Genomic DNA, 18,739 nt, shown 5'->3' on the forward strand with positions numbered 1-18,739 from the left:
TACACTGATATTATTTATCTCTCGTTAAGAAAGTATCTTAAACTTGCATCACTCCACCCTTTAGAGAGGTTTAAATGCTGTTCAATAGAGGCATAAACTTTTTTAAATTCACCACTTTTAAAACTCAAATCTTCAATAACTTCTTTTAGAGCCTTTTTGCCAGCCACAATAACATCTTTTGGATATTGATGTATTGAAATATCTAACTCTTTTAGCTTACGAAGTGCCTTAATATTTTCAGCATGAAACTCGTAAGTCATATTAGAGTTCATTTCGCTGGATGCAACCTCTATAATTGATTGATGCTCGTAAGACAACTTACTCCAAAACTGCTTATTAAAAGTAAGTTCTAAAATTGAACCAGGCTCATGCCATCCAGAGTAGTAATATGGTGCAACTTTATAAAAACCCATCATAATATCAAGCGCAGGCCCTACCCACTCAGTTGCATCTATAACACCTCTTTCAAGTGAAGTGTAAATCTCTCCAGCAGGAAGCAAAATAGGATTTACGCCCATCTTGGCAAAAACTTCTCCACCAAGACCTGGAATACGCATTTTAAGACCTTGCATATCTGAGAGTGAGTTTATTGGTTTTCTAAACCATCCACCCATTTGTATGTTTGTATTGCCACCCATAAAAGGGTGAAGATTATATTTGCCATACTGTTCTCGCCAAAGCTCTAAGCCGCCACCAAAAAGCATCCAAGAGTTAATTTCTTCAGCTGTAAATCCAAATGGTATACCGCTATAAAGTGAAAATGCAGAATTTTTCCCCTTCCAGTAATATGGTCCAGAGTGAAAAGCATCAATCTGACCACTACTAGCCGCATCAAAAACTGCTAGAGCAGGGACTAAAGTGTTTTTAGGGTATATTTTTACCTCTATGGAGCCACCACTCACATCCTTAACTCTCTGGGCAAACCGCTCAACACCTACACCCATGATAGGAAAATGTGCAGGCCAGCTAGTAGCAAGCTTTATAATAGTTTTTTTATTGCGGTTTATATTTACTCGTTTCTTGTCATCAATGCTTTTTTTTGGATGTTTTGAGTAGTCTATCGCTTGACGATTGTCATCGTTGCACCCACCTAATGCGAGTGTAGCAGAAGTTGCTGTAGCAGTTGTTAAAAAGTCTCTACGGTTCATATTTTACTAATACCTTAAAATTTACAAGTTACTATATTGTATCTAAAAATCTATAATAGTTTTTAAGGACAATATATATAAAATCACAAAAATCAGACCTCAGTTAAGGAAATCAGCACAATGACTACAATTATAAAATTCTTTCTAGCGATAACTATTTTTTCTCTAACACTTAGTGCCAAAGAGCTTAGCATTGATACAGTTATTCAAAATATGATAAAAGCATACGGTGGAGAGAAAAATTTAGAACGCTCTTCCTCATACGAGCAAGTGTGGCAGATTGATAGACAAACTGATGGCGTAAAAGGTAGAGATAATAGAAAAGTTATTCTTCCTTACTATCTTAGAACTAAGCTTATCTACCCTGAAAAAACAGAGATAAGAGTAGTAATTAGAGATAATGGCACAAAAGAGTTCTCTGGAAGAAAGGTACAAGCAAAAGGACCAATGCTAGATGCTATGAAACTACAGCTTATGAGACTGTTTACTCCTCTTATACTAAAAAATAGGCTAAAAGATATAACGATGATTACAGAGAAAAACCAGTATATATTATCATTAAAAAACAACAGCATTACATCAAAATATTTTGTTTCAAAAAACAGTTTTCTTGTTGATAAAGTTATAGGAGAGCTTAAAATAGGTTCTATGAATATGGAATTTTTAACAATTTATGAAGATTACAAATCTGCTAATGGCGTTATGATGCCCCATAGAGAGATAAAATACGCTGGTAGTGTAAACACTGCTATAATGACTCTTAAAGAGACTAAGCCTATACAGTCTCCAAATATATAAGTTCTACATGTAGTCCATAAACTAAAAATCTAAAGTTAGCTGAGTCTGGTTTACAATAGGTCTATTTAAGATAGATTTATCTACACCAACTACAAGGGCGAAGTTAAAACTGTTGTTTTTTAGTATCTCAATTATTTCTTTTTCATTTTTATACTTAAATATATTTTTATTATCTTCACATGTAATGCTAAATGGAATAACAAAAATAATATTTGCCCAGGCTGCATTACGCTGTAAAAATATCATCTCACTATCAATCAAGCTCTTGTTTGGCTCAAAAATAAGAACTTTATCACTAGTCCCAAAGTTTTTTATCTCAAATTTTTTATTTGTAAAAACTGCCTCAAAATGTTCTATAGGTGTAAACTTTCTAAGCCTAAAGTTTATTTTTAAAGTTTTATACAAATGAAAAAGCTCTTCAAGGTATGGAATAAAAAATGGTGATATTAATTGTCTTTCATAAAATACATCATTATATATAAAAGATGTTTCAAAGAGTGTTTGTTCCATTATATCAATATGTTTCATAGCAGTGCTAGGAAGTGTTTTAATGTCTACAAACATATCTCTATCATTTAGAGTAGGGCAGAAGAGTATCGCCGTTCTATTTTCTATATTATAAAGAGAGTTGTATAAATATCTCATATCCCCATTTAGAACAAAGAAATTTGTTTGTGTTATAACCTGAAGAGCAAGTTTTAATATTATTTCATTACATTCATAGACTACAACCTCTTTTTCTATCATCTTAAAGCGGAGTAGTCTTTTTAGAGAGTCATCTAAACTAATAGCTTTTATCCAAGCTATTTCACTATCACTAATCTGCATAGGCTTGTCAAAAACAACACCATAAGCACCATTTAAAATGGCCAAATCAACTTCTTTTTCATTGTAAGCAAAAAAGAGATCACCTCTTTTTACTTTTGAAGCTTCAAAAGTGATGTTCTCAAAATTATTTACACATGGTTCATTAACTAAAGATGCATGAGTAAGTGCTAGAAAATTTTCAAGTCTCATCCAATAGGTGTGCCTACTTTCTTAGGTTTTTCAGGTCTAATTAGACATAAACCATCTTCATCCTTGGCAGCAAGAAGCATTCCTTCTGACATCATTCCCATAAGTTTTGCAGGTTTCAGGTTTGCTACAACACAGACTTGAGTATTTAAAAGAGATTCAGCGCAATAAAACTCTTTAATTCCAGCAACGACTTGTCTATTTATTCCTTCACCCAAATCAACCTGAAGCTTTAAAAGTTTTTTACTTTTTGGAACTTCCTCAGCTTCAACAACTATACCGACTTTCAAAGATGTCTCAAAAAACTGACCTATCTCTATCAGGTTGTCTTCCTCTTTTTTGTCATCTTTTACTTCAGGAGCAGTATTTTTTGGAGCATTTGGTTGAGCGGCCGGTGCTTCAGTCATTAAAGGCTCCTCTACACGTGGAAAGAGAGGAGGAACACTTTTAATATTAAATAATTTCAATAGTTTTTTCTCTAAAACAAGCTCTTTATAGCTTGAGTTATCTATAGTGAAATTTAGAGCGTCAGCAATAATATTTGTAGTTTTAGGCATAACTGGAGAAAGCATTATAGAAGCTTTAGCCAAAATATTTGCAACTAAAGCGACTGTCGCAAGTGCTTCATCTCTTTTATTCTCTTTCATCTTAACCCACGGAGCATACTCTTCTATAGCTTTGTTTCCTATAGCAAATAATTTCCAAAGCTCTTCTAGGTATCTGTGCGTCTGCATATTTTGCATAAAATCATCAAGGTTGCTTAATGCCTCATCCATAGCATCAAGTTCTTTTTTGTGATACTTAAGCACATCTACGCTATCTATCTCAAAATCAGAGTATTTTCCACTCATACCGATTATGCGATTTAAAAGATTGCCTAAATCATTACTAAGTTCTGAGTTTATTCTATCTATTAACGCTCTTTGAGAAAAATCACCATCTTGTCCAAAAGGAACTTCTCTAAGCATGAAATATCTTAAATTTTCAACTCCATAAGCATCAGCAACTTCTCTTGGCGAAACAACATTTCCTTTGCTCTTTGACATTTTTTCACCATCTCTTGTCCACCAGCCATGCGCACCAATATGCTCAGGAAGAGGTAAGTCAAGGCTCATTAAAAATGCTGGCCAGTAAATAGCATGAAAACGAAGAATATCTTTGCCTACAAACTGAGTAGAAGCAGGCCAATATTTCATATTTGCATCATCTTTACCATAGCCTAACGCTGTAATATAATTCATAAGGGCATCAAGCCAAACATACATAACATGTTTGTCATCATTTAGAGACTCCGGCATTTTAACACCCCATGTAAAAGACGTTCTTGTTACTGAAAGGTCACGAAGGCCACCTTTTACAAAGTTTATTACTTCATTTGCGCGAGAACGAGGCAAAATAAAATCAGGATTATCAGCATAGTGCTTCAATAAAGCATCTTCATATTTTGAAAGTTTAAAAAAGTAACTTTCCTCTTTTACAATACTAGTCGCTCTTCCACAATCAGGACAGAATTCACCATCAACCAACTGAGTTTCAGGGAAAAAAGTTTCACAACTCACACAGTAGTGACCCTCATAAAAATCTTTGTAAATATCACCTTTAGCATACATAACTTCAAAAGCTTTTTGCACACCTTTTTTATGGTCTGAGTCGGTAGTTCTAATAAATTTGTCATAACTTATTTCAAATTCATCCCATAAATTTTTAAAAGTAGCACTTATCTCATCTGCAAACTCTTGAGTAGGTTTGCCATATTTTTGTGCTGACTCTTCAATCTTTTGACCATGTTCATCAGTACCAGTTAAAAAGTATGTATCTTCACCTTTTAATTTCTCATATCTAGTCATTGTATCAGCTATAAATGTAGTATAAGCATGTCCTATGTGAGCTTCGCCGTTCACATAGTATATAGGTGTTGTAATATATTTACTCAATTTTTATTCCTCTTTTAAAATTCAAATCCGCCAGTATCGCCCTTGGACATACTGTTGTAAACTGACTTTACATAATCAGTTCTTAGCTCACAATTTAAATAGTGTTCACACTTACTGCAACTATTTAAGTTTTTTTCTTTGTGACAATTCTCAACTTTTACTATCATCTCGTCAAGATGAAATTCAAATCTATCTTTTTCTTTACTATCTATTTTTTGCATAAACTTCTTTTACTCTTGCTATTTCATATTTAGACCCAAAAAAACATGCCGAAGTTTCATGAATACCTTTATGTGAAAGTGTCATTAAGTCCACATGTCCGTTCGTAGCCTCTCCACCAGCAATTTTATAAATAAAAGCAAAAGGAAACACCTCAAAAAGTTTACGAAGTTTACCTTCTGGTTTATCAGCAGTACCTGGATAGCTGAAAAGTCCTCCACCTTTAAGTAAAAGTTGGTGTAAATCAGGAACCATTCCACCAGAATATCTTAAACGGTAACCCTCTGAAAAGAAGCTATCAACTAGTTCTTTATGATATGGTTCCCAATTTTGCTGAGTCCCACCAGGTGCATTTAGATTTCCTTTTTCTTTCAATCTAATCTCTTTAACAAACTCAAACTCACCATCTTGAAGTAGGTGAAGTTTAGTTTTATGATGAGCAAATACCATCTCTACACGAGGACCAAACACAACATAACAAGCGGCAACCATGTTTTTTGCACCAAAAGCATTTTCATAAATACCAAAAATTGAACCAACACTAAGGTTTACATCTATAAGTGATGAACCATCTAGAGGATCATAAGCAATATAATATTTACCAGCTTTATGCATTGGCATCTCATGCTCTTTTTCTTCACTCGCTATTGTGTGAATTGAAGCTACGTGAGAGAATTCTTCTTCAATAATCATGTCACACTTAATATCAAGCTGAAGCTGGGTCTCTCCAGAACTATTCTCTTGTTGTGAGTAACCTATGTCTTTAGTATCTATCGCTATCTTAATTCTTTTTGCTGTTCTTTGAATTGCCTCAAATATATCAGTCATCTGTTTTACACCTCTTTTGCATTTTTTAGTATCCAAGATATCACATTTTCACAATTGTTTATATCTAGGATCTCTATATTATCTGGTAAACTATAATTTTTAATATCTACACTATTATCTGTAGCAAGTGCATCCATATATGGAAAATAGTCACTATCTAAAGAACCTCTAAACACACTAATTCTAGGAAGAGGTAGATTTTTAAGCCCTTCAACTAACAGTATATCAAATTTATCAAATAGCCTAATCATTTCATCTAGCTCTTTTTGTCGTTGTGAGAAATAAGTTGTGCGATTAGGTGAAGTAACTATAACCTCTGCGCCTGCATCACTGAACTTATAACTATCTTTTCCTTCAACATCAAAACGGGCTTTATCTTTAGGATCATGCTTAATAATAGCAACCTCTTTCCCATATTCATGGATAAGTTTTCTAGCTACTTTTAATATAAGTGTAGTTTTACCACTATTGGATGGACCTGTAAACGCAACTGCTAATCTTTTGCTCAAGTTATATCTTTATTTAAATTTTAAGTGATTATACAAAATAGTCATTAAAAGCTTGTTTAATAAGATATAATTCTCGCATTATTTATAGGAACTTCAATGAAATCTTTTTTTTTATTTTTTATTTTTTTAATACTATTGGCAGGTTGTTCAAATAAAAATGCTTTTAAAGACTTTAAGATGAGTAAAGAACAGGAACTAAGTGTATCAAGCTTACAAAGTAGTAAGGTTGTTTCTGACAAAGGAGAGATTAGTGGTGTATTTTCTGCTATATACCTAAATGATGTTTATCCAGAGTTATATAACGATAATGATTACTTTTTTGTCTACATGTATGTAAAAAAATCTCCACAACATGAACCAAACTTAAAACTAAATTCTAAGCCACCTGTTAAATTGCAGGAGTTACCAAAAGATAATAAATTTTCTCATCTGGCCTTAACAAAAAGTGATTGGAATAGATATTATATTGCCACTTTTTCAAAAGACAATAATGATAGTATTAGCCTTGTTTTCGAAAGCGGTCAGTCATCTTCGGCTGTGTTAAAATATCAAAAAGGTGAGCAATAGATATCTCATCACCCATAACTTTTTTATACATTACATAGTTGGCTAAAACTCTTTTACCATATTCTCTGCTTTCACTATTAGACATCATTTCCATACTTAAAAAAGGTTCGTACTCACCTTTACTAAAATTGCCTTTTAGCAGATGCTTTTTAAAAAAACCCATGCCTCCATTATATGCATATGCCATAAATAAAGGGTGATATAATGATTTTTGCATCCATTTTATATGTGCTCTGGAATACCTAATATTATTTTTTGGAATAAACATCTCATCATAGTTTTTAATTGGTTCTTTAATACGCTTGCTAATATCGTCAGTTACAAAAGGCATTATTTGCATGAGTCCTAGTGCGTATGAGCGGGATAGGGCAGATGGAATCATATTACTCTCTTGCCTCATAAGTGCATAGACTAAAGCTTTAGAATCTAAACTTAAACCTTTAAGGTGTTTATCGTACGGCATCATATAGCCATGCATATTATGTTGATTTGCTTTTTGGATAATAAGGGCTTGAACAGGTAACATTTCTTTTTGTTTGTAGAGTTTTGCAAGGTTAAAAAGTTCATCTTTTTCTGTACTTTTTATCTCTTTTAATATTTTATTCCATTCAAATGGATCCAATAAACTTTTTTTTGAAACTTCACCGTTTGTCTCAAGTGAACTAAAGTAATTTTTAAAATCTACACTCATTTTTTCTCGTGCAAAAAGAGTATATATATTAATATCCATACTCAAAAGCAGCTTATTTAAGTAATCTTTATGTTTTGTAATTTTATATAGCCAGAAGTTATTTTTATCTACATCAATTTTATATTTGGCTTGTGAACGGGAGAGTTTAAAATACTTTATAGCATAATCTTTCTCTGAATGTCTTAGACTGTTTAGTGCTAAAAAAAAGTTACTTTTAGAGTTTAATTTTTGACCATCAATATAAAATAAAGATTGCTGAAGCTTGTCAAGTTTATCATCATGTATAACTGTTTTAATAAACTGTGAAATTCTCCAAGATGATGTAAGTGAATCTAAAAATTCTTTATTTAGTTGCATATTTAAATATTTTCTTCTATACCTGTATCCAGTGTTGTTAAATAGAGTCAATATTGTATCAGCGTCGTATGACTTGTAATTTTTTGCTAAGTGTTTTTCATTTAAAATATTTAAAATTTTTACTTTTGGCTTTGATTTTAATCTTTTTGTTAGAACATTTCTTTGATAGTTTGTGTATTTAAGAGCCTTGTATGGAGAGAAAGCAAGTTCCAAACACTCGCTATCTTTTATTTTAAAAAGGTTGGATTTCTTTTTACAAGAGATTTTTTTCTTAATCTCTTGATTTTTGGTTTTTTTAGAATAAGCGTATAATAGTTTATTATTTTTTTTATTATTTACCTGCTGGTATGCTTTGTCAGCTTCACTTGAATTAATATTTTGCTTTAAATATTGCCAAATCATAAAGTCTTTAGCACGGCTTGCCGGCTTAGAATCGATGTCATTAAGTGTTATCTCAGCACTACTACATGTAAAGATTAAAAGTAGTACTAAAAAAAACTTTATAATCATAATTTTATAAGAGTTTAGCAATTACGCTGAAAAGTAAATTTAGAAGAATTATTCCAACCTGCAAGCCTACAATAATAACAAGTGGTGCCAAGTCCAAGCCATTAAAGTTTGTTCGAATAAATCTTCTTACAAAATTATATGCTGGTTTAGTTATTCTGCTTAAAAATTGAACTATTGGATTATATGGGTCAGGATTTACAAAACTAAGTAATGCTGCAATTATTACAACCCATATATAAACTTCTATTAAACCAGTAAAAAGTCCGCCCAGTTTTAAAAATGCAATTCCTAAATCACTCATTTAACGATCTCCCCTATATAGTTTTTAATATACTTATATATCTCAGCAACATCTGGACCATGTCCGGCACCTGTTAAAATAAAACGAAGAGGTTTAAAAAAATCTTTTCCTTTGAGACCTGACTCTTTCATAATATAGTTCTTAAAATCACCGTATTCTTCAAAGTAGGGTGAATTTTTAATAGTCTCTATCATTATTTTAGCTGAGTCTGCAAACTCGTCTGGAATTATTTTGTCAGCAAAAATAGGCTCTATTTTAGATCTCAATTCTTTAGTTGTTCCTGCTTCTTCTAAGTAAACTCTTGCAAGTTCACCTATTTCATTATCAGCAAAACCCATATATCTTGACAGCTCTTTAGCGTCAAGATTTTTAAGATGCTCTCTATTTATATGTTTTAGCATGTCAATATCAAAGCGAGCAGGGGATTTAGATATTTTTTCCAAATCAAACCAATCAATTGCTTCGCTTATATTAAAAATTTCTTTAGGTGGTTTATTTCCTATTAATATTAAGTAGTTTGCAATAGCATCTGGTAGATACCCCTCTTCAAGAAGCCATTTAACACTTGACGCATCATCTCTTTTACTCATTTTTTTACCACTATCATTTAAAATAATAGGCAAGTGAGCATACTCGATCTCTTTCTCATAAGCAAGTGAATTTCTAATTAAAGCTTGTTTTGGTGTATTGCTCATATGGTCTTCACCGCGAATAACAAGAGATATATCACTTAACATATCATCAACGGCACAAGCAAAGTTATAAGTAGGTGTTTTGTCTTGCCTCATTATAATAAAGCTGTCAACATCTTTTGGCTCAAAACTAACATCACCCTTTATATAATCCTTAATAACTATTGTTTCATCTGGTTTTTTAATTCTAATAGTGAATGGATTCATATTATCTATTACAAGTTCGTCAGGTAAGTTTCTACATGCATCATCATATCTGTATGCTTTTTTTTCCTCTTTAGCTTCATCACGCTTTTTATCAAGCCAATCTGAAGAACAAAAACAGCTAAACGCTTTTTTATTATGAATCAACTGAAGAGCCATTGCAGTATGGAAACGTACATTTTCACTCTGATAAATCACTTGAGAATACTCTATACCGAACAGAGATAACAAATCAAGTATCTCTTTATCTTTGCCATCTATATTGCGCTCTTTATCTGTGTCTTCAATTCTAACAATTAGCTCTTCATTTCTTTGTTTTGACACAATGTAGTTAAATAAAGCAACTCTAAGGTTACCTATGTGCATATCACCAGTCGGACTAGGCGCAAATCTTAACATTAAAAATCCTAAAAATTATTTTTGTGATTTTATCTTATTTTACCTAATAGTTACATTTGTAAAAGTTTTGCTTTTGATTGTTATGAAAAAAGAAGTGGTGCCCCAGAGGAGAGGGTCACTACTCAAAACAGCCTCCTTATAACAGGGCTCTTATTTGACATAGATAACCTCATTCCACTACCGTTTATTCCTGGTTTTGCTTGTTTGAACTCTCGTCATATTTTTATGGTGATGTTCTAAAGAGAAGAACTTTTCAACTGCTTCTTAGCAGCAACAAACTAACTCTATTTTTTAAATAAACATCTTTTTACAAAGCTAATCTTTACATAAAAGGAACCTTGCTTGCCTGGTTTAACAACCTTTAAAATAGGTCTTTAAGGGAATTTACAATAAGATTATGCACTAAAAATCCTAAAGGAAAAAACAAATTTATGGATACAGCTATTAATATAAAATTTAAAGTAACACCATCACAAAAAGAAACGATTGATTTAAGGATGTCAGAAAATGGATTTGATGAAATCTATGCATATTTAAAAGTAGTAGCACTAAAAACACAAACATTTAGTGTTACATCTGCAGGTTCATCAACAGAAGAAGCATCTGTTGAACTTGGATTTAAAGTGACAGAATCACAAAAAACTAAAATAGAAGAAAACATGAAAGAGAGTGGTTGCGTAGATCTTACTACTTATCTAGTATATGTTGCATTGCATGCAGTTGTAACAGCAGTGGTAGAAGTACGATCAACTGGAAGTTTAGATGAAATGCTAAAGCGTATTACTGATAGTCGTAACCCATCGAAGAGAAAAAGGTTGTTTTAACTTCGATTTCATCAGTATATATAATTTTTTTCCTATTTTTATTATAGCTTCATACTCTACTTTCATCTTTCTGAAATATTTTCTTACTGCTACATTTGATACTACACAATTAAGATAGAAAAGCTAGAATTCACCATATAGAATATATATATAAAATAATTCAAAACTATTAAGAGCAAAAATATGACAAATACAGAAGCGTTAGTCAAAGCAGAAATTGAAAAATACGAGAAAGCCCATGAAAATGAGTTGGACAGTTTATCATTGAATGAGACTAAAAACAATATACAATTTTCTAAAAAATTCAAAGTAGAACTCTCTAAAGATCTATTTGGACAAGAACAAGCAGTCAATATTGTAGCCAACAGTATGAAAAACAATGTCAAAGACGAAAAAGGACCTAAGAGTACCTATCTTTTTTTAGGCTCTCCTGCTACTGGTAAGACCTTTCTTGCTGAGCTTATGGCTAAACATTTGCCCAAGTACAAAATCATGAAGTTTGATATGACACAGTACCATCAGCAAAACGGTGGAGAGCTGTATGGGTATCCTACTGGTTGGAAAGGGTTTGGTGTTGGTCAATTGACAGGCTTTGTCCATAGAAATCCAAAAGCTGTCATTGTTCTGGATGCATTTGAGAAGTGTGACAATATCATTCAAAACAACCTTCTTTCCATCTTTGAAGGTGGCAGAATGCGTGATGCATGTGGTTGGGATAAGGTTACAGATGAGCCTTGTAATGAAGACCCAGACATCACATACAGTGATGAGAATGCTACCTACTGGGTAGATTTTACCGAGGTTATTTTTATCATCACTACAAGTTTAGGTAAAGAGCTATATCTTGACTACAGGTTTAAAGATCTAGTAAAAAAAGACTATATCCAAGCCGAATCGATGATTCTCGAAGCTATAAAACGGGAAAAGAAGAGAGATAGTAGAAGTGGTGGTCTTCAAGAAGCCATAGTACCGGAACTGGTCTCTCGATTTTCCAAAGCAAACATTGTCTTATTTAATAAGCTTGACTACGATGCTTTAGAAAAGATATCCAAGAAAGTATTCCTAACTTATATAGATGAGTTTAACAAACAGTATGAGATTGAATTTGACGTAGCTAATAATTTTGATAACTTTTTGAAAATTCAGATACTAAACTTTGCTCCAGAACTAGATGCAAGGCGTCTTAAGGATAAGGTAAGTACGATCTTCTTTAACAGAATTACCTCATACATTCAGGACTCAGAAAAGCCTATTAATAGTTTCAAGCAGATAAAAGTATCTATTTCCAAAGATACTATGAGATTTTTAAATGATAGAGTGAACCCACTTATAGAAGATGAGACGCTTGTTAGAGAACTTTTTAGAAAGAATATCACACTTGAACTCAATGACAAAATCACAGAGAAAAATGGCGTTATAACGTATAAAGTAAGCAGTTGTAAATTCTTGCAAGTTATCAGGATTAAAGATTTCAGTGAAGATGGACTTGTCTTTGATATACCAAAAGTCTCTTTTGATGATATCGCAGGTCACCATAAGGCAAAGCAAAGACTTAGAGAGGTCATTAACTTTTTTAAAGAGCCAAAGCAGTTAGAAAGCTTTAACATCGAACCACCTAAAGGCATGCTTTTGTATGGACCTCCTGGTACTGGAAAGACGATGCTGGCAAAAGCCTTTGCTAAAGAAGCTGAGTTGCCTTTTATCTCAGTAACAGGACTTGAATTACTCCAGCCTGAAAAGACTCAGCAGATATTTTCTAAAGCTAAGGAGTACGCACCGGCTATTATCTTTATTGATGAAATCGATACCATTGGAAAGCGTGAGGGAGAAAATAGTAATACCGTACCTATTAATAAATTGTTATCGGAGATGGATGGGTTTTCGGGAAAAAAAGGTGAACATATCTTTGTCATTGCTGCAACTAACTATAAAGAAAATATAGACAGTGCTATCATCAGACCGGGAAGGGTAGAAATCCATATAGAGATTAATAACCTTGATAAAGATGCAAGAGAATATTTCTTAAACCAAATCATTGAGAAAAAACCCGCAAGTGGTGCATTTGATATGAATAAGCTGCTAATGTATACCGCTGGATTTACAGGTTCACAACTCGAACTTTTAGGTAAAGAAGCTTCGTTTTATTGTTTACGTCACGGTTTACCTGCAATTACACAAGATATTTTAATTGAGCAGATTAATATGATTAAATACGGTGAGAGACAGTCCTATTTATCTCTTGAAGAGATGTTTGAAGAGACAGCGATCTATGAAGCGGGACGTACTGTAATCTCTAAAGTTTTAATGCCTCATATTCATATTGAACATGTTAGTTTAACTCCAAAAGACAATAATGAACATTTTGTTTCACTCAATTATAATGATGTTCAAGAGAATATGACAGTCAAAGATTTTAAAGACAAAATATGCGTATCTTTAGCAGGAAGAACAGCCCAAATAAAAAAGTTTGGTGACATTGATGGTATGGATACAGGTGCTTCCAATGACTTGCAACAAGCCACACGTGATGCGTATACGGCAATTGCACATTATGGAATGGATAAGGGAGTTGGATACATAAATATCAATGGTGTAATGGATGCAAAAGAAAACTCTATAAGTAGTAAAGATACAAAACACTATCATGAAAAAATTGAAACTGCACTTGAACGCTGGATGCTTGAAGGTGAAAAACATGTTACAGGTTTAGTCAATGAATATTGGAGTACTATAGAGAGCTTATCAAAATTACTTCTTGAGAAAGAAATTATTTACGAAGATGAATTGGATGAAATTCTAGCTAGATAATGCTAAACAGGGTTGCTGATAGTAGAACAATATCTTATTCATTTCTATTCAAGTAAACAAATAAACAAAGGAACAAAGATTATGATGACACAAGAACAACTACCTATGGTCGCAATACCAAGTATGAATAATACTCATCTAGAAGAGATGTTAATTATAAATAAACTCGAAACTGCTGCAAGGGATAATGACACAGGTACAGTGTCTAAAATATTAGAAGAGTTGCTGAAACATACAGTCATGCATTTTGTCGATGAAGAAGATATGATGGAAAAAGGACTGTTTCCTGATTTCAATACGCATAAAAGTGAGCATGACAGACACTTGCACGAACTCAAATCTTTATTAAAATATTTTGAAAAAAATAAAGACACAAAAGCCATACTTGTTTATATTGAAGGTGCTTTAACACCATGGCTAATTCACCATATGGAAACTATGGATACTGTAATGGCTACGTATATACAAGCAGAATCTTCTACTAAGGGAAGTACAACATGAAACTGTTAAAGTACTAAGGATAAAGAGGCTTGTTTCCTAATAAAATAGCCCATCCCTCTTTATTTTTTTCGTCGTCATGACGAGCAGGAAAGTCCAAGGTTTTTGTACTCTTCGGGTGTATCTCCTGCGAAATGCTCAAATTCTGGTAGTTCATCATACGGATGTGCTGCAATATATAACAGCGTTTCCACCATTGAATAGTCACCACCCTCAGCCTGTGTTATAGCTTTTTGAAGCATATAGTTTTTCAAAATGTACTTTGGATTACTATTTAGCATCTCTTTTTGACGTTGGGATTGAGTACGTGTTTCCTGTGATAGACGATCATCATATAGCTTAAGCCATTTGTCCAGTATCACAGGCTCCATAACAATATCATACAGTGGTGTTTTATCACCGTTATAGCGACTAAGTGTTCGGAAGAAAAGAGTGTGATCAACGAAGACGTTATGCAGTGTTTCCACAAGTTCTTCAATCAGTAAGGCGTCATCATCTAGCTTCATAGAGAGTCCAAGTTTGTCACGCATGATATCAACATATGCATTTGGATAAATAAAGGCACCGAAGTCATCGAGTTTTTGCTGCATCCTCTCTTTTGAAATGATTGGAGAAAGTGCTTTTGAAAGCATAGTAAGATTCCAGTAGGAAATATTAGGCTGTTCTCCGTAACTATAGCGTCCGGCACGGTCAGTATGATTGCAAATATAACCATACCTGAAATCATCAAGCATAGCAAAAGGGCCATAGTCAATAGTAAGACCTTCTATTGACATATTATCGGTGTTCATGACGCCGTGATTAAACCCTATCGCTTGCCATTGTGCAATCAATTTTGCAGTACGCTCAACAACTTCGCAAAACATTTTGAAAAAGCGGTCGTCATCATCTTTGAAGTGTGGGTACGATTCAACAATGACGTACTCAGTAAGCATCTCAAGCTTACTATACTCACGCCTATAGTAAAAGTACTCAAAGGTACCAAAACGCACCCAGCTAGTCGACATACGCATGACGATAGCCGCTTGCTCTATGCTATTACGAATGACTTTAGTCTTTGATCCGATGATACCAAGAGCTCTGGTCGAAGGAATGCCCAGATGGTGCATCCCTTCGCTCATCAGATACTCACGTATAGATGAGCGTACAACTGCCCTTCCGTCTGCCATACGAGAATAGAGTGTTTCACCGCTACCTTTGAGCTGTAAGTTCCAGCCATTAACGCTTCCCAAGTTGATAGTTCTTCCATCTCCTAGCCATGGGTTATAATTACCAAACTGATGTCCAGCATAGCACATGGCAAAAGGACGTGAACCTTTAGGTATAAAAGTACCATTGAGAAGTGCAACAAAATCAGGATCATTACAACTATTGCTATCAAGATCGATCAGTTTTGCAGCCTCAGGATTAAAGCTGATTAGATAAGGTTCATCAAGCGGCGTAGGGTCGGTTAAATCATAAAATTCGCTATCCAATGAAAGGTAGGTAGTTTGAAGTATCATATTATCAAGTATCATGATGAAATTTTACATTTGTTGTTCTAAATAGCAGATAGCATATGCAGAGTAATTTGTCATCCTTTGTAAGTACTAAGAAAAAGAGATTCACTCAACTTGCTGATACTTTTTCTTTAGTCACTCAATAGAAAAGGGCTTAGATTTACACTTCAATTCATAGGCCTCATTCACACCTGCAATAAACGAACCTGTAAACATTTCTGCCAAGTCTTCATCTTCATGTTCATCATCATAATGATATTGAGCAAACCCAAAGAAATCATCAGGTGTAATTTCACATTCACACATTTTGTTTATGGCGTCCATATAATGATCATTAAAGAATAGCGTTGCTATTTCTTCTCCTTGATAAACGTGCTCACTATGATCATCAATCTCTTTATAACACTTTTGCTGATATAGTAACGCTTCAAGTTCGTCAATTTTATCAGCTTCTGCCACTGATGCAGATCCATTTTTTAGAATGCTCATAACTATCTTATGCATTTCTGCTATTATTCTTGCTTGTTCACTCATTTTATCTCCTTTTTGATATCTTAGAAAAACTTTATAAACTCCAAAATATTTTGATACTATTAAAACCTAAACTTAGGGTGTTGACTACCTATCTATTGAGTATAATACTGAATAATTGTTGAGTATAAGCATAAAGTAGAAGTAGCCTCTTCCCCTTTGTTTTTATCTATAGAAAACCTACTCAAAAAGTGAGTCGAGATTTGAAATCTCACTATCTTCTAAAGTAATATCAAAACTCTGCAGATCACTTTGCATATGCTCCAGGTCCGTAGTTCCTGTCAAAGGTGTGATGCCAATCTGATGAAGGTAGGCAAAAAACAATTGTATAACATTCTTATTGTACTTTTTACTAAGCCCAAGGAGTTCTTTGCTTTGAAGTATGTGAGGGTTTGCAGTGAGTGTCCAAAAACTTTGGTAGATTATATTATTTATTTTACAAAAGCTACGTATCTCTTTGTCATAGCCGCTATCTTGATAAAACCTGTTCTGAACTACAGAAGGTTTTATATTTGCCATGTCGTAAAGACGTTGCAGAGTCTGAAGGTTATAGATATTTGAGATACCTAGCTGTTTGGCTTCGCCTCTTTGAGCTATCTCCTCCATAGCTTTCCATACCGCTTCAAAGTCTTCGAAGGGAGAGAGAGGCGAATGTAGAATAAGTGAGTCGATATAGTTGGTATTTAAGTTTGTTTTTGAAATATCAAAAGATTGTGCAACTTGAGTGCTTAGTTTGGCTTTTTTATCATAAGGAATGTTCAGAGGATCCTGCCCTGAAAGGGGAGTAAACTTAGTCTGTAAAAAAAGATCTTCACGTCTAAAACCATCTTTTGCCAAAGCTTCTATGGCTTCTCCTACTCCTTCTTCATGGTAATGTTTGGGCTGACAGGCCGTATCAATACCTATAAACCCTGTTTTGACTGCTTGAATTACAAGTTCTTTAGTATGCTCTTTTTTCCATGCGGTACCATAGATTAGGGGAGGTGTATCTATATGCATTTTTCACCTTTTTGTTATATAAAACTATAAACTTTCAAATTTGCTTTGGATATTATTACTAATTTGAGTTAGCAAGGTGCAAAGCAGTTTCAGTATCCCATTTTGAAATATGTAAAATCAACCACTTCTTAAAATCTTTCTCTAAAAAACCCTGTAGCTCTGTTGGACCTTTAAGTATTTCCCATCGTTTATGGAATTTTTTTAATTTTTCTCTCATAGTATCATGGTCACTTTTATGCACTTGAAAATGACTATAGTTATTTTGCTCCATCATATCTTCTTCCGTTTTAAAGTGATCTTCGATATCAAACATAACTACTTTGAAAAGTTCATCTATTTTATCTATATCTTTGGCTACAACAGCATCATAAAAATCATTTATAACTTGTATCTCTTCTTCATGTAACATATTAATTACTTCATTCGCTACTTGTTGTATATCTTGTTCTTGTATTAGCATTTTATCTCCATAAAATAAGGTTTGAAAAAATATTATAGCTATAAAAAATTTATACTTACTGACAAATATTAAGAAATTTAAATATATATATAAAGTTTAAAGAGTAATGTTAGTCCAAAACATTGATAAGAAAGTTTACTGTATTCAACTAGGTAAATGTAATTTTAATAGCAGGTACTTAAAATGTAAGTACCAAAAAACATAACTTAGATATTTAAGTCACGCATAAATTGTTCAGAAAAGAGTAAACCTTTTTCCTTAAAACGATCAGAAATATCAGAGACATACACTTCATCAGCTGATGCTGAAAAAAGCTCTATCCACTTCATAAAACTTTCTTTTTTTATATGAGGAACTCTAATATGCGCACCAGAAAGGTCTCCTTTATAAGTCTTTTCACCCAAAAGTTTAGCCAGCCAAAAATCAGCTAAAAGTTCTATATGTTCTTTCCAATCCTCGCTTGCTATATCATCCCCAAGTTCATGGATAAAAAAAGGACCTAATTCTTTATCACATATAGCTCTTTCGTAAAACAAAGTCATTAAGTTTTTTATATTTTTTCTTGTAATACTATTTTGAAGTTCCAGCATGCATCCTTTTTGTACAAATCACCTATAGACACACGTGGAATAAAGGCAAAAATAATTTTTTAGAAATGAAATTATATCAAGATTTAATGCTCCAATTCAAGTTTAAGTTGCAGCACTCTTAAAATTAAATAGTGGTATATTTTGCTCTAGCTTCAATGGGAGTAGGGTAAATATAGTACACGAAGCATTGTCAATAGTGTCCATGGCTATTTGTAACGGTAATATATTCTTGGAGGTGCCTATGATAGGCTATTTGTAAGTGGTGACCCCGAGGAGAATTGAACTCCTGTAACATGGATGAAAACCATGGATCCTAACCGCTAGACGACGGGGCCACTTAGTAATATCGATTACTGAGC

General features: G+C 33.3%; 19 protein-coding genes and 1 tRNA gene. 5 read left to right on the forward strand and 15 right to left on the reverse strand.

Translation table 11 applies throughout. From position 1 onward, the window contains the following. Positions 1-14 precede the first annotated feature (14 nt). A complete protein-coding gene (locus tag HUE87_RS06570) occupies positions 15-1,148 on the reverse strand; it encodes a TRAP transporter substrate-binding protein (RefSeq protein WP_194365421.1) in 1,134 nt (377 codons plus the stop codon). Between the two features lie 120 nt (positions 1,149-1,268). Here HUE87_RS06570 and HUE87_RS06575 point away from each other — a divergent pair, with 120 nt between their 5' ends. Then, entirely contained in the window at positions 1,269-1,946 is a 678-nt protein-coding gene (locus tag HUE87_RS06575) for a hypothetical protein (protein WP_194365422.1), read from the forward strand. 21 nt (positions 1,947-1,967) lie between these two features. Here HUE87_RS06575 and HUE87_RS06580 read toward each other — a convergent pair whose 3' ends face one another. From HUE87_RS06580 to mobB, 5 genes are read right to left on the reverse strand one after another with little or no spacing between them, the layout of a single operon-like run. Further along, entirely contained in the window at positions 1,968-2,963 is a 996-nt protein-coding gene (locus HUE87_RS06580) for a hypothetical protein (protein WP_194365423.1), read from the reverse strand. After that, positions 2,960-4,894 (reverse strand): methionine--tRNA ligase, encoded by a 1,935-nt coding sequence (gene metG / locus HUE87_RS06585; RefSeq protein ID WP_194365424.1) that lies wholly within the window; start codon positions 4,892-4,894, stop codon positions 2,960-2,962. The genes HUE87_RS06580 and metG overlap by 4 nt, the downstream gene beginning before the upstream one ends. A gap of 14 nt (positions 4,895-4,908) precedes the next feature. After that, positions 4,909-5,115, reverse strand: a complete 207-nt coding sequence (locus HUE87_RS06590; RefSeq protein ID WP_194365425.1) for a hypothetical protein — start codon at positions 5,113-5,115, stop codon at positions 4,909-4,911. Further along, positions 5,099-5,941 (reverse strand): class 1 fructose-bisphosphatase, encoded by an 843-nt coding sequence (locus HUE87_RS06595; protein ID WP_194365426.1) that lies wholly within the window; start codon positions 5,939-5,941, stop codon positions 5,099-5,101. Before HUE87_RS06595 ends, HUE87_RS06590 begins: the two co-directional genes overlap by 17 nt. Before the next feature lie 5 nt (positions 5,942-5,946). After that, positions 5,947-6,450 carry a molybdopterin-guanine dinucleotide biosynthesis protein B gene (gene mobB, locus HUE87_RS06600; RefSeq protein WP_194365427.1) on the reverse strand — a complete coding sequence of 168 codons (504 nt, stop codon included), beginning with the start codon at positions 6,448-6,450 and terminating at the stop codon, positions 5,947-5,949. A 96-nt stretch (positions 6,451-6,546) separates the two neighbouring features. Here mobB and HUE87_RS06605 point away from each other — a divergent pair, with 96 nt between their 5' ends. Next, positions 6,547-7,017 (forward strand): hypothetical protein, encoded by a 471-nt coding sequence (locus HUE87_RS06605; RefSeq protein ID WP_194365428.1) that lies wholly within the window; start codon positions 6,547-6,549, stop codon positions 7,015-7,017. On the opposite strand, the gene HUE87_RS06610 is transcribed toward HUE87_RS06605, so the two are convergent. From HUE87_RS06610 to gltX, 3 genes are read right to left on the reverse strand one after another with little or no spacing between them, the layout of a single operon-like run. Next, on the reverse strand, positions 6,950-8,575 hold the full coding sequence (locus HUE87_RS06610) for a lytic transglycosylase domain-containing protein (RefSeq protein ID WP_229855071.1): 1,626 nt from the start codon (positions 8,573-8,575) through the stop codon (positions 6,950-6,952). The genes HUE87_RS06605 and HUE87_RS06610 overlap by 68 nt on opposite strands. Positions 8,576-8,579: 4 nt before the next feature. After that, a complete protein-coding gene (locus HUE87_RS06615) occupies positions 8,580-8,876 on the reverse strand; it encodes a YggT family protein (RefSeq protein WP_194365429.1) in 297 nt (98 codons plus the stop codon). Beyond that, positions 8,873-10,171 (reverse strand): glutamate--tRNA ligase, encoded by a 1,299-nt coding sequence (gltX, locus tag HUE87_RS06620; RefSeq protein WP_194365430.1) that lies wholly within the window; start codon positions 10,169-10,171, stop codon positions 8,873-8,875. Before gltX ends, HUE87_RS06615 begins: the two co-directional genes overlap by 4 nt. Positions 10,172-10,668: 497 nt before the next feature. Between gltX and HUE87_RS06625 the strand changes: the two genes are divergently transcribed. The 3 genes from HUE87_RS06625 to HUE87_RS06635 all read left to right on the forward strand — a co-directional run bounded on the left by HUE87_RS06625 (position 10,669) and on the right by HUE87_RS06635 (position 14,304). Then, positions 10,669-10,995 carry a hypothetical protein gene (locus HUE87_RS06625; RefSeq protein WP_194365431.1) on the forward strand — a complete coding sequence of 109 codons (327 nt, stop codon included), beginning with the start codon at positions 10,669-10,671 and terminating at the stop codon, positions 10,993-10,995. 183 nt (positions 10,996-11,178) lie between these two features. After that, on the forward strand, positions 11,179-13,803 hold the full coding sequence (locus HUE87_RS06630; protein ID WP_194365432.1) for an AAA family ATPase: 2,625 nt from the start codon (positions 11,179-11,181) through the stop codon (positions 13,801-13,803). A gap of 81 nt (positions 13,804-13,884) precedes the next feature. Further along, entirely contained in the window at positions 13,885-14,304 is a 420-nt protein-coding gene (locus tag HUE87_RS06635; protein ID WP_194365433.1) for a bacteriohemerythrin, read from the forward strand. 74 nt (positions 14,305-14,378) lie between these two features. Here the strand turns inward: HUE87_RS06635 and HUE87_RS06640 are convergent, their stop codons facing one another. The 6 genes from HUE87_RS06640 to HUE87_RS06665 form a co-directional block, all read right to left on the reverse strand. Continuing rightward, entirely contained in the window at positions 14,379-15,818 is a 1,440-nt protein-coding gene (locus tag HUE87_RS06640; RefSeq protein ID WP_194365434.1) for a protein adenylyltransferase SelO, read from the reverse strand. Between the two features lie 117 nt (positions 15,819-15,935). After that, positions 15,936-16,334 (reverse strand): hypothetical protein, encoded by a 399-nt coding sequence (locus tag HUE87_RS06645; RefSeq protein ID WP_194365435.1) that lies wholly within the window; start codon positions 16,332-16,334, stop codon positions 15,936-15,938. A gap of 177 nt (positions 16,335-16,511) precedes the next feature. Further along, the gene (locus HUE87_RS06650; RefSeq protein ID WP_194365436.1) at positions 16,512-17,330 is read right to left on the reverse strand and encodes an aldo/keto reductase family protein; all 819 of its coding nucleotides are present in this window, start codon (positions 17,328-17,330) and stop codon (positions 16,512-16,514) included. A 58-nt stretch (positions 17,331-17,388) separates the two neighbouring features. Further along, positions 17,389-17,790 (reverse strand): bacteriohemerythrin, encoded by a 402-nt coding sequence (locus HUE87_RS06655; protein ID WP_194365437.1) that lies wholly within the window; start codon positions 17,788-17,790, stop codon positions 17,389-17,391. Positions 17,791-17,996: 206 nt separating this feature from the next. Further along, the gene (locus tag HUE87_RS06660) at positions 17,997-18,380 is read right to left on the reverse strand and encodes a group III truncated hemoglobin (protein WP_194365438.1); all 384 of its coding nucleotides are present in this window, start codon (positions 18,378-18,380) and stop codon (positions 17,997-17,999) included. Positions 18,381-18,640: 260 nt separating this feature from the next. Continuing rightward, positions 18,641-18,715 (reverse strand) — tRNA-Glu (locus HUE87_RS06665). Between the last annotated feature and the right edge of the window lie 24 nt (positions 18,716-18,739).

The organism is Candidatus Sulfurimonas marisnigri, assembly GCF_015265475.1.
Taxonomy (GTDB): Bacteria; Campylobacterota; Campylobacteria; order Campylobacterales; family Sulfurimonadaceae; genus Sulfurimonas; species Sulfurimonas marisnigri.

Coding starts and splice junctions, on each gene's coding strand:
- HUE87_RS06635 (WP_194365433.1), top strand. CDS start 13,885: ATGATGACACAAGAACAACTACCTATGGTCGCAATACCAAGTATGAAT.
- HUE87_RS06580 (WP_194365423.1), bottom strand. CDS start 2,963: ATGAGACTTGAAAATTTTCTAGCACTTACTCATGCATCTTTAGTTAAT.
- HUE87_RS06590 (WP_194365425.1), bottom strand. CDS start 5,115: ATGCAAAAAATAGATAGTAAAGAAAAAGATAGATTTGAATTTCATCTT.
- HUE87_RS06650 (WP_194365436.1), bottom strand. CDS start 17,330: ATGCATATAGATACACCTCCCCTAATCTATGGTACCGCATGGAAAAAA.
- HUE87_RS06630 (WP_194365432.1), top strand. CDS start 11,179: ATGACAAATACAGAAGCGTTAGTCAAAGCAGAAATTGAAAAATACGAG.
- HUE87_RS06615 (WP_194365429.1), bottom strand. CDS start 8,876: ATGAGTGATTTAGGAATTGCATTTTTAAAACTGGGCGGACTTTTTACT.
- HUE87_RS06625 (WP_194365431.1), top strand. CDS start 10,669: ATGTCAGAAAATGGATTTGATGAAATCTATGCATATTTAAAAGTAGTA.
- HUE87_RS06655 (WP_194365437.1), bottom strand. CDS start 17,790: ATGCTAATACAAGAACAAGATATACAACAAGTAGCGAATGAAGTAATT.
- HUE87_RS06575 (WP_194365422.1), top strand. CDS start 1,269: ATGACTACAATTATAAAATTCTTTCTAGCGATAACTATTTTTTCTCTA.
- HUE87_RS06605 (WP_194365428.1), top strand. CDS start 6,547: ATGAAATCTTTTTTTTTATTTTTTATTTTTTTAATACTATTGGCAGGT.
- HUE87_RS06640 (WP_194365434.1), bottom strand. CDS start 15,818: ATGATACTTGATAATATGATACTTCAAACTACCTACCTTTCATTGGAT.
- gltX (WP_194365430.1), bottom strand. CDS start 10,171: ATGTTAAGATTTGCGCCTAGTCCGACTGGTGATATGCACATAGGTAAC.
- HUE87_RS06660 (WP_194365438.1), bottom strand. CDS start 18,380: ATGCTGGAACTTCAAAATAGTATTACAAGAAAAAATATAAAAAACTTA.
- HUE87_RS06645 (WP_194365435.1), bottom strand. CDS start 16,334: ATGAGTGAACAAGCAAGAATAATAGCAGAAATGCATAAGATAGTTATG.
- HUE87_RS06610 (WP_229855071.1), bottom strand. CDS start 8,575: ATGATTATAAAGTTTTTTTTAGTACTACTTTTAATCTTTACATGTAGT.
- HUE87_RS06570 (WP_194365421.1), bottom strand. CDS start 1,148: ATGAACCGTAGAGACTTTTTAACAACTGCTACAGCAACTTCTGCTACA.
- HUE87_RS06595 (WP_194365426.1), bottom strand. CDS start 5,941: ATGACTGATATATTTGAGGCAATTCAAAGAACAGCAAAAAGAATTAAG.